11 protein-coding genes are annotated in these 16,849 nt (G+C 48.9%); 5 read left to right on the top strand and 6 right to left on the bottom strand.

The features are described from left to right. Nucleotides 1-213: 213 nt before the first annotated feature. Entirely contained in the window at nt 214-546 is a 333-nt protein-coding gene (nirD, locus tag B4V02_RS09335; RefSeq protein WP_094154584.1) for a nitrite reductase small subunit NirD, read from the bottom strand. A 13-nt stretch (nt 547-559) separates the two neighbouring features. Continuing rightward, nucleotides 560-2,992, bottom strand: coding sequence for a nitrite reductase large subunit NirB (nirB, locus tag B4V02_RS09330; protein WP_094154583.1), 2,433 nt, complete (start codon nt 2,990-2,992; stop codon nt 560-562). Nucleotides 2,993-3,442: 450 nt separating this feature from the next. Here nirB (B4V02_RS09330) and B4V02_RS09325 point away from each other — a divergent pair, with 450 nt between their 5' ends. Then, nucleotides 3,443-4,045: an ANTAR domain-containing response regulator gene (locus B4V02_RS09325; protein WP_094154582.1), complete on the top strand. Its 603-nt coding sequence runs from the start codon at nt 3,443-3,445 to the stop codon at nt 4,043-4,045. Nucleotides 4,046-4,064: 19 nt separating this feature from the next. Next, on the top strand, nt 4,065-5,135 hold the full coding sequence (locus B4V02_RS09320; RefSeq protein ID WP_094154581.1) for an anthranilate phosphoribosyltransferase: 1,071 nt from the start codon (nt 4,065-4,067) through the stop codon (nt 5,133-5,135). 109 nt (nt 5,136-5,244) lie between these two features. Here B4V02_RS09320 and nasC read toward each other — a convergent pair whose 3' ends face one another. Beyond that, a complete protein-coding gene (nasC, locus tag B4V02_RS09315; RefSeq protein ID WP_094154580.1) occupies nt 5,245-7,368 on the bottom strand; it encodes an assimilatory nitrate reductase catalytic subunit NasC in 2,124 nt (707 codons plus the stop codon). 72 nt (nt 7,369-7,440) lie between these two features. Continuing rightward, nucleotides 7,441-9,642 (bottom strand): nitrite reductase large subunit NirB, encoded by a 2,202-nt coding sequence (gene nirB / locus B4V02_RS09310; protein WP_094154579.1) that lies wholly within the window; start codon nt 9,640-9,642, stop codon nt 7,441-7,443. A gap of 417 nt (nt 9,643-10,059) precedes the next feature. Between nirB (B4V02_RS09310) and B4V02_RS09305 the strand changes: the two genes are divergently transcribed. Continuing rightward, on the top strand, nt 10,060-11,310 hold the full coding sequence (locus B4V02_RS09305; protein ID WP_043891170.1) for a nitrate/nitrite transporter: 1,251 nt from the start codon (nt 10,060-10,062) through the stop codon (nt 11,308-11,310). Nucleotides 11,311-11,552: 242 nt separating this feature from the next. Beyond that, complete coding sequence (locus B4V02_RS09300; RefSeq protein WP_094154578.1) at nt 11,553-13,271, top strand: NAD-dependent malic enzyme; 1,719 nt, start codon at nt 11,553-11,555, stop codon at nt 13,269-13,271. Nucleotides 13,272-13,419: 148 nt separating this feature from the next. On the opposite strand, the gene B4V02_RS27205 is transcribed toward B4V02_RS09300, so the two are convergent. Next, nucleotides 13,420-13,500 (bottom strand): IS3 family transposase, encoded by an 81-nt coding sequence (locus tag B4V02_RS27205; protein WP_094156975.1) that lies wholly within the window; start codon nt 13,498-13,500, stop codon nt 13,420-13,422. Nucleotides 13,501-13,676: 176 nt separating this feature from the next. Next, nucleotides 13,677-14,804, bottom strand: coding sequence for an L-dopachrome tautomerase-related protein (locus tag B4V02_RS09290; RefSeq protein ID WP_094156974.1), 1,128 nt, complete (start codon nt 14,802-14,804; stop codon nt 13,677-13,679). Nucleotides 14,805-15,070: 266 nt separating this feature from the next. Here B4V02_RS09290 and B4V02_RS09285 point away from each other — a divergent pair, with 266 nt between their 5' ends. Next, on the top strand, nt 15,071-16,834 hold the full coding sequence (locus B4V02_RS09285; RefSeq protein ID WP_094154577.1) for a methyl-accepting chemotaxis protein: 1,764 nt from the start codon (nt 15,071-15,073) through the stop codon (nt 16,832-16,834). Nucleotides 16,835-16,849: the final 15 nt, after the last annotated feature.

Here is a 16,849-nt window from a genome sequence, read left to right as displayed (position 1 = left end):
ATTTATTATTCAGATACTTATGAGAAAATTCTAATCTTCATATAAGGCTCTACCAAGCTGTTCTTAGGAAACCTTCATTCATTATACTTAGAAGATAAAAAGCCGACCTAAAAATAGGATCGGCTTTTGTGCGTATCAGCTTATCATTATAGCTGCTCCATATTATAGAAGAAATATATTTAATAAGGTATTGAAGCACTCTATAATAGAACTTTAGATTACGATATAAACAGCTCCGCTTTCACGATCAATCTCTGTCGGGAAAGTTGTCACACAACCGGTATCCGGTTCTTGCACCTGACCGCTGGACAGGTCAATTTTCCAGTCATGGAGCGGACAATGGACTGCTGAGCCACATATCATTCCTTCGGATAGGCGTCCACCTTTATGCGGACAACGGTTTTCAAGCGCACGAACGCTTCCGTCGCTCAGGCGAAATAGGGCCACCTCTATATTACGAATACGAACTGTACGGGCTCCCTGTAGATCAATATCGCTCAGATTGGCTACTCTGATTCTACTGGTTGTTGTCGTGTTGATCTCCATTTTCTTCGGCCCCCTATTCTGTTACTGAGTTTAGCTCCGGTAGCTGCACAAAGTTTTTGAGCAGCTCTTTGTCATGGATGATTTCGCGCCAAGGATCAGTCGTCGCGCTTAACGTCTCCTCAATTCTGCTCACTAGCTCCTGTCTCGTCTCCGCATTCGCAAGCGCCTGCTTGATGGCTTCCAGTCCAACACGCTCTACCCAATGCGCTGTGCGCTCGCCCCAATTGGCTTGCTCGCGGTAATACTGCAGATAGGCGCCAGTCCATTCCATGACTTCATCCTCTGTTTTCACGGTGCAAAGCAGTTCAGACGCCCGTACCTTAATGCCGCCATTACCGCCAACGTAAATCCCCCAGCCACCATCGATAGCGACGACGCCTAAATCCTTAATCGTCGCTTCGGCGCAGTTGCGCGGACAACCGGATACAGCAAGTTTAACCTTGGCCGGGGCATTCATGCGCTCAAATGCCTTTTCCAGTCGGATCCCCATTCCCATCGCATCCTGAGTGCCGAAACGGCAAAAGGTGTTGCCGACACATGTCTTAACCGTTCGCAGCGTTTTCCCGTAGGCATGCCCGGACGGCATGTCTAACTCGGACCAGATACCTGGCAAATCCTCTTTTTTCACACCTAGCAGGTCAAGACGCTGTCCGCCCGTAAATTTCACCAAAGGCACATTATATTTCTCCGCAACAGCAGCAATTTTCTTCAGATCAGCAGGTGAAGTAACTCCTCCATAAATGCGGGGCACGACAGAATAGGTGCCGTCTTTCTGGATGTTGGCATGGTATCTTTCATTCGTGAATCTGGATTCCTTCTCATCCTCGTAATCCAGAGGCCACACCATGCCCAGATAATAATTGAGGGCCGGTCGGCATTTGGTACACCCTTCAGGTTCGCTCCAGCTCAGCACGTTCATCACTTCTTTGACGCTCTTCAATCCCATTTCCCGGATGCTACCAATAATCGCTTCCCGGTCAAGCGTTGTGCAACCGCAAATGCCTTCTTTAACCAGTTCTCCTGTTTCAGCACCTGTATACAGCTGCAATAGACCCTCCACTAATGGCTTGCAGCCCCCGCATGATGCGGATGCCTTCGTGCAGGCCTTAATCTCTCCAAGGCTCCGGCAGCCAGCCGCAACTGCCTCTCCAATGTCACCCTTGGACACACCATTACATCCGCATACAATTTCATCATCAGGCATTTGTTCCAGCATGATGGAGCCATTTGCTTCTGATTGACCAGGATGAAAACCGAGCAGCAGTTCTTTCTCGCGACCAACTATCGACTCGCCACTTTTGATCAGCGAAAACAACTTGGCTCCATCAGACGTATCGCCGAACAGGACGGCTCCGATCAGTTTTTCTTCCTTGATTACGATTTTTTTATAGACGCCGCCAATTTCATCCTGATATCGAAGGGATCGCGTTCCCGGTTCGTCCTTATAACACCCTGCTGAAAACACATCTACGCCCGATACCTTCAATCTCGTCGAAATGACGGAACCACGATAGCCCGGGGTCTCCATTCCCGCGAGCCGCTGGGCCAGCACACCGCCCTGTTCATATAATGGAGCCACCAGCCCATAGGTGATGCCACGGTGCTCTGCACATTCGCCGACGGCGTATATGCCGGGGATACCTGTTTCCATGTAATCATTTACGATAATGCCGCGATTGACAGGAATTCCTGCCGACACCGCAAGCTCAATGTCTGGTGTAATGCCTACTGCCATAACGATCAGATCCGCTTCCAGCTCACTGCCATCGGCAAATTTCAATCCCTCCACACGGCGACGGCCTGTGATAGCCGCCGTTCTCTTATTGACCAGAAAATTCATCCCCTGCTCCTCCAGCTCACGCCTTAGCATAAGGGAAGCAGCCTCATCCAGTTGCCGATCCATAATATGTTCGTGAATATGAATAACTGTAACATCCATCCCCAAATTGAGGAGCCCCCTGGCAGCCTCTAGCCCAAGCAATCCGCCGCCGATAACGGCTGCTTTTTTGTGCGTCTTCGCCGTCTCCATCATCGTTTCGCAGTCACGGATATCCCGGAAGCCGATAACCCCCTCCTTATTTGCTCCTGAAAGCGGCAGGATGAAGGCGTTGGAGCCAGTGGCCAACAGCAGCAAATCATAAGGGACGCATACACCGGAGCGGGACGTCACCTGCTGCTTGTCTGTGTCAATCTCTGTGACAGGATCGCCTGTAAACAACCGGATATGATTTTCTTCATACCAGCTCCAGTCGTTGATGACAATATCCTGCAAACCAGCTCCTCCAGCCAAAACGGAGGACAGCATGATCCGATTATAATTCGGATGGGGCTCGGCCCCGAATACCGTAATGTCATAGATGCCCGGAGCGATCTTCAGTAAATGCTCAAGGGTGCGTATTCCCGCCATTCCGTTGCCGACCAGCACCAGCTTTTTTTTATGGTTCATCAGACCTCTCCCCTTCTATTCATATCCTCAAAACATAAAAAGCCTGCTTCACACAAGGGGATTCAAAACATCCCTCCATATGCGAAAACAGGCTCCATTGCCGTTTCATTGAATACGCCGTTGTATCCATCTGAGTATGGAATTAAAAGTACTGTAGCCAATATATAATGATTCAAGTTCGATGTCAATATTCCTTACGTATTATCTTAAAAAAATGTATTTTATCATTATGTAACATATTTATGACGTATAAAATATCACCTTTTCATAAAATTTCGATTGATTTTCAGATGAAAACACGCCAAAATGGATTAAAAGTCTGTTTTTCTTTCAAAATGTTCAAAAAACACGTAGTTAAACCAAAAACACATGTCAGGTTTGTTATCAAGGAACACTTCTCAGCATCCCCATTGCTAACTATCCTTCATGTCGCAGAAAGGAGGAGCCCGCTTGCGTTCCTTGTTGGTAATTCACCCACATTCAGAGCATGTATCCGGAGAGGCTCACGCCGTTTCCTTACGTCAGGCAGGACCTGAGCAGCTTTTGGAGTCCAACGGATATTTGACACTACCCTGCCGTGATGAATCTGAAATCAAGCAGCTGATTCATGGTGCAGATGCGGCGGTGCTGAATATACCTGTCGGCACCATCAGCGCATGGTCCACCAAGCTGGAGCAAGCCAAAGCCATTCCACTGCTCTGGTGGTGCAGCGCGGAGTCTGCTCTGTCATCGACGGAATTCTGTGAAGCCAATGTTCCCGTCGACGGCATTTTAACCCCGTCCATGGCAGTACATGAGCTGAATTGGGCTCTTCACTTTAGCGCCAAACGCTTTTTTGAACGTCAGCACTGGCTCAGTGAACGCAAACAACTGACCGCTCGGCTGGAAGAGCGCAAATGGATTGACATGGCCAAAGGCATACTTGGTGAAGTAAACGGCATTCCAGAAGCGGAAGCATACGATCTACTGCGAAAAAAAGCAATGAATGAGCGCAAACGGATCGTTGATGTGGCCATCTCCATCGTCAAAGCACAGCAAATGCTAAAGGCATAGATTTGAAAGGGGCGTTCATATGAACATGATGGAAATATTAAAAGAAGTGGGACGCGGCAAAAGAGGCGCCCGGGATTTGAATTACGCCGAAGCCGAAGCCGCTGCCGAGCTTATTATGACCCGCTCGGCAACGCCTGCACAAATCGGAGCCTTCTTTGCCGCAGAACGCATCAAAATGGAGAGCATCGCCGAGTTGGAAGCATTCGTTAACGTCTGTCGTAAATACGCCCATCGCTTCCCGATGCAGGAAGGCATAGATTTCGCAGGTCCCTACGATGGCAGAAAATCCTCATTTATCGCTACCTTCGCCACCGCTTTTCTAGTTGCCGCGCACGGGGTCCCGGTGACGATGCACGGAAGCGCGCCCCTTCCTCCCAAATGGGGCATTACACTCCCCCTTTTGCTGCAGGAAATGGGAGTAGCGTCTGAAACCATGACACACGAAGCCGCCACTCACGCGGCAAAGCTGACAGATGTACTGTTCGCAGCCTCTGAACAATGGTGCTCACCTCTGAGAGAGCTGCGTACCATCCGCGAAGAGCTAGGGCTCCGCACTGTGCTGAACACAGCAGAGAAACTGGTTGATTACGGTGCTTCTCCGTATATCGTATTTGGCGTTTTCCACAATACGGTGTTCGACAAGATGGCGCAGCTGATGCAGCAGCTGAATTACCGCAGGGCTCTGATCGTCCAGGGTTGCGAAGGATCGGAGGATCTGTTCATTGACCGACCAACCCGAACCTACCTGCTTGCTAACGGAGAGGTATCGCTGCAGGTTATCGACCCGGAAATGTACGGGTTAGATTCGGTGGTACCCGAGCTTAACTGGACCCCTGCTGAACAGCTACGTATAACGGAGGAGGTATTGCAAAGCACAGCTCCTCTAGCCTTTTCGAATCAAGTACTGCTCAACGGCGCAGTCCGACTATTCGTTGCAGGCCGAGTCAACTCTATAGAGGAAGGCTTGTACACCTGCAAACCATTGCTGGAAAACGGGGTTGCCTGGGATCTGTATTGTCGCTGGCGTGAAGCTATGCTTACAAACGAAATGAAAACAGGAGCCATCTTATCCGAACCCCGACTGCATTGATCGTACGAGCATTACGCAATCTAGCAATTGTAGAACATGAATTGAACAGGTCAAATGGCCAGCTCCTGACTCAGGGGCTGGCCATTTGCATACAAGAAATGCCGTAGAACTAAAGCCATTCACCACGATCTGCACTGATCGCGACTACAGACAGGTGGAGGGGACGGATGTGTACAGCAGCCGTTTTGAAGCCCGGCATTCGGCAGAACGGATCAAGTTCTGCTCGGGTCGCCTGGTTTACATTTTGCACCCCGCCCCAATGCATAGGTACGAAGAGCGTATCTTCGCGGATATTCGGTTTGATCCGGCTGCGCACGGTGAAGCTTCCTCGCTGTGACGTGATTTCTACCCATTCCCCGTCCCTGATATGCCAGCGCTGCGCTGTACGTGGATGAATTTCCACAAAGTTCTCAATCTCACGCGCGGTTAGCGACGGACTCCTGCGCGTTTGTACACCTGTCAAATAGTGAGCAAGCACGCGGCCGTTTGTCAGAATAAGCGGGTATTCCTCAGACGTCTGCTCTCCAGCTCCACAACTTTCAACCACCGTAAAAACGGCCTTTTGATCAGAGAGGGCAAAGCTTTCCCGAAACATCATATCCATACCCGCTTCGTCCGGTGACGGGCATGGCCAATATACGCCTTCCTCACGACGCAGCCTGTCATAAGTGATTCCGTAATAATCGGCAGAACCGCCTCGACTGGCAAGTCGCAGTTCTTCAAAAATATGCTCAGCATCCTTATACAAGAAGTAGCTTCCCCTGTCCAGCCCCGCAGCTATTTGACATAAAATACGCCAATCATCTCTAGTCTCGCCCGGAGCAGGCCGCGCCGCTTCCCGCAATAGAACGCGCCCCTCCAGATTGGTCATCGTCCCGGTATTCTCCAGATAAGAGGTTACAGGCAAAACAATGTCGGCCATCCGCGCCGTTTCAGTAAGGAACATATCCGCCACAACCAACAGCTTGAGTTTTTTCAGCCCTTCCTCCACCAGTCGGGCATTCGGATTGGATACGACAGGATTAGAGCCCATCACGAACAGCGTCTCGATTTTTCTCTGATGAATGAGCTCCATCATTTCATAGGCCGATACTCCTTTTCCCGGCAAACTGTCCGGCTCAACTCCCCACACAGACGCCACATAGGCCCGATCCGCTTCATTCTCAATCGATCTGTAGCCGGGGAGCTGATCCGCCTTCTGGCCGTGTTCCCGTCCCCCTTGTCCGTTACCCTGACCTGTGATGGCCCCGTACCCACAGCCTTCTCTGCCAATCTTGCCGGTAGCCAGCACCAGATTAAGAAAGGCACGCACTGCCATATGTCCATCTGTATGCTGCTCGACCCCTCTGGCAGTAAAAATAATCCCCGTCTTTACACCACCAAAAGCGCGCGCGGCCTGTCGAATCACCTCCGGCTCAATTCCGCACAGCGCAGCTGATTCGTTCAGATCTACACCGTTCAAATGAGTCAGCAGTTGCTCATACCCATGGGTCCGCTTGCGGACAAACTCTTCATTCACTAATCCCTCGTCCACGATGACCTTTAGCATGGCGTTGGCTAGCATCGCATCTGTACCCGGTCTGATTTGTACATGCAGGTCGGCAGCAGCCGCCGTTGGAGTGGCACGAGGATCAATGACGATGATATACGCTCCGTTCTCCTTGGCCTGGTGAAAATAAGGCATGAGTGTCGGCTGGCATTCAGCAATATTCGTACCTGCGAGCACAATACACTGTGCTAGCGGAATATCTGCCAGCCTGCAGGTCAGTCCACGGTCAATACCAAACACCTTGCTGCCAGCAGATGCAGCGGCAGACATACAGAAGCGGCCGTTGTAATCGATATAGCGCGTACCTACAGCCACTCTGGCAAATTTACCAAGTAAATAAGCCGTTTCATTGGATAGCGAACCACCCCCGTATATGCCGATTGCATCTGGACCCTGTGTGGACAGCGTTGAAGCGAGACTTGTGGCGACAGCATCCAGCGCCTCCTCCCATGGAACCGGCATAAGCTTGCCTGCTTTACGCATAAGGGGCTGCAGCAGCCTTTCTGCATGGATTGTATGCTGATATGCATTCATTCCCTTGACGCACATTCTGCCCTGCGAGGCTGCGTTAGGTTTCCCTTCCGTCCTGTACACTGTACGGGTGACACCAGCAAGTGACTCTATATCTGTGCTAACGGTCATCTTGCATTGCACGCTACAAAACGGGCACTGTGTATCCATCATTATGTCTCCCCCTCTCCATTCTTCACAACTTTATTGTCTGCACGCGTACAAATGGATCGCCACCATTCCTGCTTAACCAGTTACCCTCTCAGCTTTGTCGACGCACAAACTGCCCGCCAATTCACTTCGAAGAGCTGCGTCGAGCACGTTCTCCCGCAATACCAAAATGTCAGTCCTTTCAATCCATTCCCACATTTTCTCCCCATACCGTGCGTTATACCGATACATTTGCAAGCAAGCCGCAGCCATCAAGACCGCTTCTTCCGTGTTCTCCTCCACACCAATCAGCCGTCCCTGGCGAACCGGATGCTCCGCATGACCACCAGCATAGACCTCCCACCCTGCCGGTGATCGGGAGAGTCCAATGTCGTGGACAAGCACACCTCCGGGATATTCCGGGCCCGGGCAAACTGCAACTGCAATCGGTGCTGGCAATGCGCGTCTCCCCCAGACAGCTGACAGTCGTTCTTTCAGCCAGGCTACTTCTGCAAAAGCCTCACCGTCTATCTGAATGGACTCGGAAATCAACTGACTCTCGCCATTCAGATCCATAAAATTCACAAAACACAGACTCGTAGAGGCTGACTCTCCGCTGTGCTGTACGGCGGCCTGGATCGCAACATCTCCAACCCATTGACCTGACGCAGACCTGTCCCGCAACCCAAGGGATTCCAGATAATAAAGTACAGCCGGACGGCAGAATCCACACCCCTGCTGTCTGGTCCAACCAAGGCGGGACACAACTTCCACTGGAGTCCGACATTGTGCGGTCATCATGGCTGTCTTGAGCGAATCATGATCGTAGTGCGTACATCCGCACACAGGAACAGCTTCTTGGACAGCCGGAGCAGCTACAGCTCCTGAAATTCCCGATAGGGACGAACCATTTTTGAGCAGTGCAGCCACCAGCGGTCGGCACCCCCCACAGGAGGCAGATGCCTTGGTCCGACTCTTCACCTCATCCACGGTTTTTAGCTTATCTATAGTGATCGCTCGTAAAATAGTCCCCTTGCTCACGCCGTTGCATGCGCATACCGTCTCCTCATCCGACAGCTTGGCGGCCTCTTCCTCCGCTCTGCTTACACCTTTACCTTTATCTTGTGTAGCAAGCTCTGCAACAGGTGCACCTCGTCGTACCATTCCAAGCAGCGAGGTACTTTCCGCCGTATCTCCAAACAAAATGGCGCCAGTGACCGCGCTATTACGCATCATCACTTTTTTGTAAATCCCCCGTATACCGTCATATTCCATTACTGCCGTCTCGTTTCCCTCTTCACGTATGTCTCCTGCGGAAAACACCTGGATCCCCGCAACCTTGAGCTGCGCATACGGAACCGACCCCTCATAGGGAGCCGTTTCACGGCCACAAATGACCTTTGCCAATACTTTACACTGCTCATATAATGGCGCCACCAGCCCATATGAAATCCCGCGATGCTCAGCGCATTCACCGACTGCATAAATACCGGGAATACTTGTGCGCATATAATCATCCACGACAATAGCATGGTTGACTTTCAGACCGCTGCCCTGCGCTAATTCGATATTCGGCCGGATACCAACCGCCAACACAACCAAATCCGTCTCCAGCCTGTTCCCGTCCGAAAACATCAGTCCCTGCGCCCTGTTCCGCCCCATAATGTTGACTGTTTTCTTTGCCAAATGAAACCGCATCCCCTGCTGCTCCAGTTCTCTTTGCAGAAGAACAGCCGCTGCCCGGTCAAGCTGACGATTCATAAGATACTGTGCATTATGGACAACTTCGACTTCCATCCCCAGATTCAGCAGACCTTGTGCGGCCTCTAAGCCCAGCAGTCCCCCTCCAATGACCGTGGCCTTCTCGTACGTTTTGGCATACTCAGCCATGGTTTCACAATCACCCACATTTCGAAAAGCGATGACTCCCTGTTTCCGGGCTCCGGGAATGGAAGGTATAAAGGGCAACGAGCCAGTTGCCAGTATGAGCATGTCGTATGGTTCTTTAATGCCTGATTCCGTTTCCACCGTACGGGCTGCAATATCAATGCCACAGACACGTTCGCCAGCGTACAGCCTTACTCCGTTCTCTTCATACCACGCCCAATTATGAGTAACGATATGTTCGAATGAACTTTCATCCTGCAGCATTTTGGACAGGAGCACTCGGTTGTACCCGGGACGGGGTTCTGCACCAAATATCGTGATTTGAAACTGATCCGGCTCGAGATCGAGTATTTCCTCTACACATTTGATACCTGCCATACCGTTGCCGACGATGACCAGTTTTTTCATCATAACGAACCAGCCCCATTCTCCACATAAAATAAGACAGAAAAAGCCCTTCTCCATTCAAAGGAAAAGGGCGCCGTTGCCGCAAATGCCGACACACCGTTGTGCCGATATGTACCTAAGATTAATGAATTGTGAGCATTATGTCAATATTCAATACATATATCCTGTGTCTTTGTCTTTATCTTTTTTATTTTCGCTTTTTATGTTATGTATATTGACATTCAACGAACCATTTTTTATAATCTGGATTAAAATCACTCGAACGTGATCATACCTGATTGACGCACAATGAGGTGTGTCAACTACGGCAATGAAGCCGCAAATCATCCCCAGGCACCATGCAAGGGAGATTTGCGGCTTTTCATGTTCAACATTACATTGGATGGACCAAGAACAAAATAGGAACAGGAGAGATGGAGAATGAACAAAAAAAGTTTCTGGCAAAGCGGACACAAGCCCACGCTATTTGGCGCCTTCCTGTATTTTGATATCAGCTTTATGATATGGGGGATGATCGGGCCTCTGTCTGTTGTCATTGCTAATGACTACCCCATGGACCCTTTACAAAAAGCCAACCTTGTCGCTCTTCCGGTACTAGGCGGTTCCCTGCTGCGGCTCGTGCTTGGCTTCATGTCAGATTATATCGGTCCAAAGCGCACCGGGCAGATCGGTATGCTTGTGACATTCATTCCTCTCCTGCTCGGCTGGTTGTGGGTTGATTCGCTAGATCAGCTGTACATGGTCGCCCTGCTGCTAGGTGTAGCCGGAGCCTCATTTGCAGCTGCGCTGCCATTAGCAAGTCAATGGTATCCCAAGGAGCATCAAGGCTTGGCTATGGGAATTGCCGGTGCCGGCAATAGCGGTACCGTTCTCGCGACCCTGTTCGCTAATCGCCTCGCACAGCATTTTGGCAGTTGGGAGGCCGTTTTCGGATTGGCCATTATTCCGATCTTCGTCGTCTTCATTTTATTCAGTATTTTTGCTCGCAACAGCCCTCACCGACCGGCACCCAAACGTCTGTCTCAATACGCTTCAGTGCTTAAACAGGGAGATGCATGGGTATTCTGCGCTTTTTACTGTGTGACGTTCGGCGGGTTCGTTGGGCTTTCTAATTATTTGACCATTTTCTTTAATACCCAATACGGGCTCTCTGCTGTACATGCTGCCGATTTTGCAACCGTTTGTGTGATTGCCGGGAGCTTCTTCCGGCCTGTGGGCGGCTTTTTGTCTGACCGGATCGGGGGTTCACGCATGTTGATGTATTTGTACGCTGGAGCCGGGATCATGCTCGCGGGCATTGCATTTCTACCGCCGCTTGCCCTGGTTGTAGTGCTGCTTTTTGTAGGCATGATGTGCCTTGGCGCTGGCAACGGCTCTGTATTCCAGCTCGTGCCGCAGCGGTTCGGAAACGAAATTGGGCTCATGACCGGCATTATTGGCGCTGCGGGTGGCATAGGCGGATATTTTCTACCACTTATTCTCGGCAATCTGTACAAATTAACGGGTTCCTATATGCCGGGTTTCATCTGTCTGAGCCTGATCACCTTCTGCGCTTTTGCTCTCGTCATCGTAATGCAGCTAAAATGGCGCAACAGTTGGATGCGCCCTCCTGCTCCAGCTACTGATGAAGCCGCCCGCCGTATTGGAGAATTAAAGGTTGATGTCCATTAAAGTTATCTTTTTTAGTTCAACCCATATGCTTTAACTTCAATGATATAAAATTGAGGTTAAGGCTATTTTTTTATTTTACTTTATTGAATTTTCATAATTTTCATAATTCTTCATATGAAAACACTTATATAACCATTTTTCACACAACATACTGGTTCACTTGAGTTAAAATAAAGCGTATACTTGTTCACGCAATGTTCAAGGTTTTACAAAATGTAATTTTTTAGAAAGAAGGAATCAGAATGCGTGCTTTTCATCTTACTGAAGATGGATCTATCGAAACCGGATTAACTGGAAAAGAACTGCTTGCCAACCCACTGCTGAATAAGGGAGTGGCTTTTACTCTTGAAGAACGGCAGCAGCTTGGACTTGACGGTCTGCTCCCTCCTACCATATTAACCATTGAGGAGCAGGTTCAACGGGTATATGAGCAATTCCAGAGCCAACCGGACAATTTACGCAAAAACGTCGCTTTAAATGATCTGTTTCATAGAAATACCGTCCTGTACTATCGTTTGCTCTCTGAGCATCTGAGCGAAATGCTTCCAATTGTTTATACGCCAACGGTTGGTCAGGCTATACAGGAATACAGCCATGAATATCACAAGCCCGGCGGTATGTATTTATCTATTGATAATCTCGCAGGAATTAATGATGCTTTTAAAAATTTGAACTTGGAACCTGATGATATCGATCTCATCGTAGCCACAGATTCCGAAAGTATTTTGGGTATTGGCGACTGGGGAGTCGGGGGAATTAACATCTCTATCGGCAAGCTTGCTGTTTATACAGCCGCTGCGGGAATCGACCCTAGCCGGGTACTGGCAGTCGTGCTTGATGCAGGTACAAACAACGAGAAGCTGCTGGAAGATCCTCTATATATGGGGAACCGTCATAAGCGTGTTCGCGGAGAGCAATATGACCAATTTATTGACACCTATGTTCAAACTGCACTTTCTTATTTCCCGAACGCTTTGCTCCACTGGGAAGATTTAGGCAATGTTAATGCGCGTAATATTATCAACAAATATGGAAACAGTATTTTGACATTCAATGATGATATTCAAGGTACTGGCGCGGTTACGCTCGCAGGTGTCATGTCCGGTGTTCAATTGTCCGGAACCCCGCTGAGCAAGCATCGAGTTTTAGTCTTTGGGCCGGGAGCTGCCGGTATCGGTAATGCAGACCAAATCAGTGCAGCCATGATGCTGGAAGGACTGTCGGAAACCGAAGCAAAACGCAACTTCTGGGCTTATGATTACCGCGGCCTGCTCACCAATGAAACGGAAGGACTTCTCCCATTCCAGGTTCCTTATGTACGAGATGCCGAAGAATGCCGCGACTGGGAGCATGCTGAAGATGGCAAAATCCCTCTGCTGGAAGTCATTCGCCATGTGAAACCGACAATTATGATCGGAACTTCTGGTGTTGCCGGAGCATTTAGCGAGGAAATCGTGAAAGAGATGGCCAAGCATACCGAACGCCCAATTATTATGCCTATGTCCAATCCGACTCCGCTGGCTGAAGCAACTCCGCAAGATTTGATCCGCTGGACGGAAGGAAAAGCACTTATTGCCACGGGAAGTCCTTTTGAGCCGGTCATCTACAACAATATCAAGTTTGAAATCGGACAATCCAACAATGCTTTCGTATTCCCGGGTCTTGGTCTTGGCGCAATCGTGGTGAAATCGAAAGTGATTACAGACAGCATGTTCGCCGCTGCTGCTCATGCAGTAGCTGAAATGGTTGATTTGTCACAGCCTGGAGCTGCCCTGCTTCCAAAAATCAACGAACTGCGAGAAGTATCTGAAGCTGTAGCCATAGCCGTAGCTAAAGCTGCAGTTCAGGATGGAGTAGCACGTCATCAGCCGGATGATATCGCGCAAGCGGTTCGGGATGCGATGTGGGATTGCAATTATAAACCTATCAGACAATATGGTCAGGAAGCAGTCTTGGTTTAAAAAATACGAACAGCATCAAGTTGTACTTGCATACAAGCAAAATGATTATTTAATAGTAATTATTTAAAAGAAATTATTTAATAGTAATTATTTAACTGGGGCTGAACTGCCCCCCCGTCAAGTAGACAGTACAAATAATAAAGGCGTTTTAAGCGGCCTTGGTCCTGAATTCCATCGGACTGAGGCCGTTTAATTTGGCTTGTAGTCGTTCGTAATTGTAAAAACGGATGTAGTCTCAATACATCTACCACACGTGAGATGCTTTGGGTCAGTTTCTTGGCAAATAACTTTCTAAACTTGGGTGAGGTGTACTGAAACCCCCGATCGCTATGAAGCATTGGTTTGCTGCCTCGCGTTTTACGTATAGCTATTTTCACGGTCTGAAAGACGAGGCTATTGTATCTACTAGGCATACAAATACGACTTGACTCCTTGACCCGCAAATGCTTTCCAAATCACGAAGTTATACGGATAAGTCCAATCGATGTCGTACCCGCCCGTGATTTCATGCAGTCGGTTGCTGTTGAACAGGATGGAGCCCTGCTGATCGAAAGCGACCCCGTCCACCCACACCATCCGGTCGTCCGACACGAGATCGTGGAACGTTTCGCTGTAGGGGCTGTACATCCCCACGCCCTTTCCCTCCAGCATCGTGTAAAAAACATTTCCTTGGGCATCGGCATGCATCCCATCCGTCGTGGTTCTTTTACTCCCTATCGCCTGTACGGCCCGCTGGATTTTTTCGGGCGGAGCCTGAAAATCCATCAAGACGCAGGTATCGATGGCATAAAGATTGCGTCCGGTCAGCGGGCAATAGTACAAGGTGGAACGGTCGGCGGACAAGGCGATGCCATCCACGCCGATGCGGTTCAGCATCGGCTTATTGTCAATGGCAAACTGAAAACCGGGAAGATCCTGTGTGCTGAATTGCCGGTCCAGCACCCGTCTGAGCGATCGCGTCCGCATGTTGTACACGATGATGCCGCCAGTCACCGGATGATTCGGCCAGCCGTTGCCGGAATCGGTAATATAGACGAAGCCGTTCTTATTGTCGACGACCAGATCGTTCAAAAAAGAGGTCCGATACGAAGCGATCTCATCGGGAATCGGGATGACGTCGATCATGCGGCGCGTATTCAAATCCCAGACAAGCAGCTTCTGCGAGCCTTCGGGCGAGGGAGCATAAGCGATTTTTCCTTGATCCAGCAACCAGATCTGGTTGAGCTCATCGATTTCATATCCCTGAATGGACCTCATCGCCCGCACATTCCCGGCCTCATTCCACTCCCAACTGGGAAAAGCCTCCAGGAGGGGGTTTCCGTTCTGGATAACAATTCTATTCATCGTGGCGGGAATGCCCGGGGCGAGACGGGGAACGCAGACGTAATAGTGCCCTTGCCGATCGACTTTGACGCCGACGAGGATCGCATTTTTCCAATACTGGCGGGCTTCAAATTCCTCCTTCATCCTGAGGTTCGGAAAACACCAATTCAACCGGCTCCAATGGAAAATCATATGAGAACGCAAGCGCATCCCCCCCTTCAGACCAAAGTACTTCATTCCTATAGGTATATGGCCTCTTCCCCGCAAAAATGACCGGGTCTTCCCCTCCATTGAAGATTGGTTATTTGACAGGAAAAGTTTTGTCGTTCTTTGCCATAAGTTTCACTGATAAGCATCCGATATTCTCCAATTTTAATAAATACCTAACATTTTGAAAGGTAATTGACGAAATATATAAGTAATAGGTCGTAAGTCGCACTTAAACTAAAATTTCTAATTCAAAGGAGAAGAGACACGTGAAAAACTTGAAGTGGAGTACTATGTCCTTTTTTGGTAAAAATCTATTAATTTCGTTTGTCAACATTGTATTAATAGGTGCTATTCTCATCACATCCAGCTATATTCTTCAAAAGAATATTTTGACCACCCAGTTGCAAGATCAGGTTAAAGTACTGACCAAAAAATGGGCAAATGATGTTGACAAAACAAAAATGCAACAAGCATTAAGCGAAAAAGATTATAACGGTTCTGCTCAACAGGATTTACGCGAATTTCTCGATTCTATTCATACCTTGTATCCTAATGTTGCCCAAGCTTACATATTCGGCACAGAATTAAAAGAAGGAAATCAAACCTCCATTATTGGCATTCCGACCAACTTAGTTCAGTCTTTCCAAGAGTTGAAACTGAATATAGGCGATATGTATACGCTCTCTGACGCAAATGTAAAAGCTGTAAATGACATGCTTGAATCCAAAGAAGCGGCGTTAAGCAGCTTCTACACTGACGAATTTGGTACATGGACAACTATTGCTTACCCGCTTACAGATGAAAGCGGCAAAATCACAAGTGCGCTTTACTTTGACGTAGACGCAAGCTCTGTACCAGCCGGACTTCATAAGCTGCTTGTATATGGCGTTTCCCTACTCATTCTGTTCCTTGCTATCTTCTTGACGATTCAATATTGGCTGGTCAAACGCACTCTCTCCCCGATTCGCTCCCTGATGAAGGGCATTGAGGAAGTCAGCGAGGGAAATCTGAATGTAAAAATCAAGACAGGTCTGGACGACCTTGGCATCATCAATCAAAAGTTTAATACCATGATCAAACGTATTAACGATACCATGGTAAAAGTACAGGATACGACGCAAGAAGTTACGGAGTCGGCTCAGGAATTGCTAAGTATCAGCGAGCAAAACAGTACAAACACGAACGTCATTAACAGCAATATGAAAGAAATTGCCCAAGGAATTGAGGCACAAGACAAAGCTGCAATGGAAAGCTCACGGGCTATGAGTGAAATGTCTACGGTCGTTCAGACGATTGCAGGAAGCTCCTCTTCTGTAGCAGACGAAGCTTATTCTATGGAAAAACGCTCCGTTGAAGGTAATCAGATCGTGCAAAGAGTTTCCGCTCAAATGGATTCAATCTCCAACTCGATGGAAAAAACCGTTGTCTCCATTAATGCACTGCAAAGCCGTTCCAACGAAATCAGTAACATCGTAAGCATCATTACTGGCATTGCCAGCCAAACCAATCTGCTTGCACTGAACGCCTCCATTGAGGCTGCCAGAGTAGGTGAGGAAGGTAAAGGCTTTGCTGTAGTCGCGGGAGAGGTGCGCAATTTGGCTGAACAGTCCCAAGAGTCTGCCAGACAAATCGCCGAGCTGATTGAGGAAATTCAAAAAGAAATTGAGCAAACCGTAGAAGGTGTCAGCCTCGGCTCGAAGGAGGTCCAAATTGGACTCGAAGTTACCAAACAGACAGGTGAAATGTTCTCAGAGATTTTAAATGCCGCCAATAAAGTATCATCACAAATTCAGGAGGTTTCCAGTGCAACGGAACAGATTTCAGCCAGTACACAGGAAATGACGGCAACCTCTGACGAGTTATCCTCCACGATCAGCAAAACATCAGACAGCAGCAAGGAAATTGAACATACGATCGGAGAGCAGGCCCAATCCATGGCTGCCATCGTGGATGCCTCCGACAAGCTGTCGTCGATGTCTCGTGAGCTGGAGGAGCTTATTTCATTCTTCAAAGTCGACCGAAAAGCCTAAGGATGTAGCTTCATC

The sequence above is a fragment of the Paenibacillus kribbensis genome, from assembly GCF_002240415.1.
In the GTDB taxonomy this organism is placed as follows: domain Bacteria; phylum Bacillota; class Bacilli; order Paenibacillales; family Paenibacillaceae; genus Paenibacillus; species Paenibacillus kribbensis.
The sequence above is the reverse complement of the archived record's forward strand: the minus strand, read 5'-3'. Positions and strand labels throughout refer to the sequence as shown.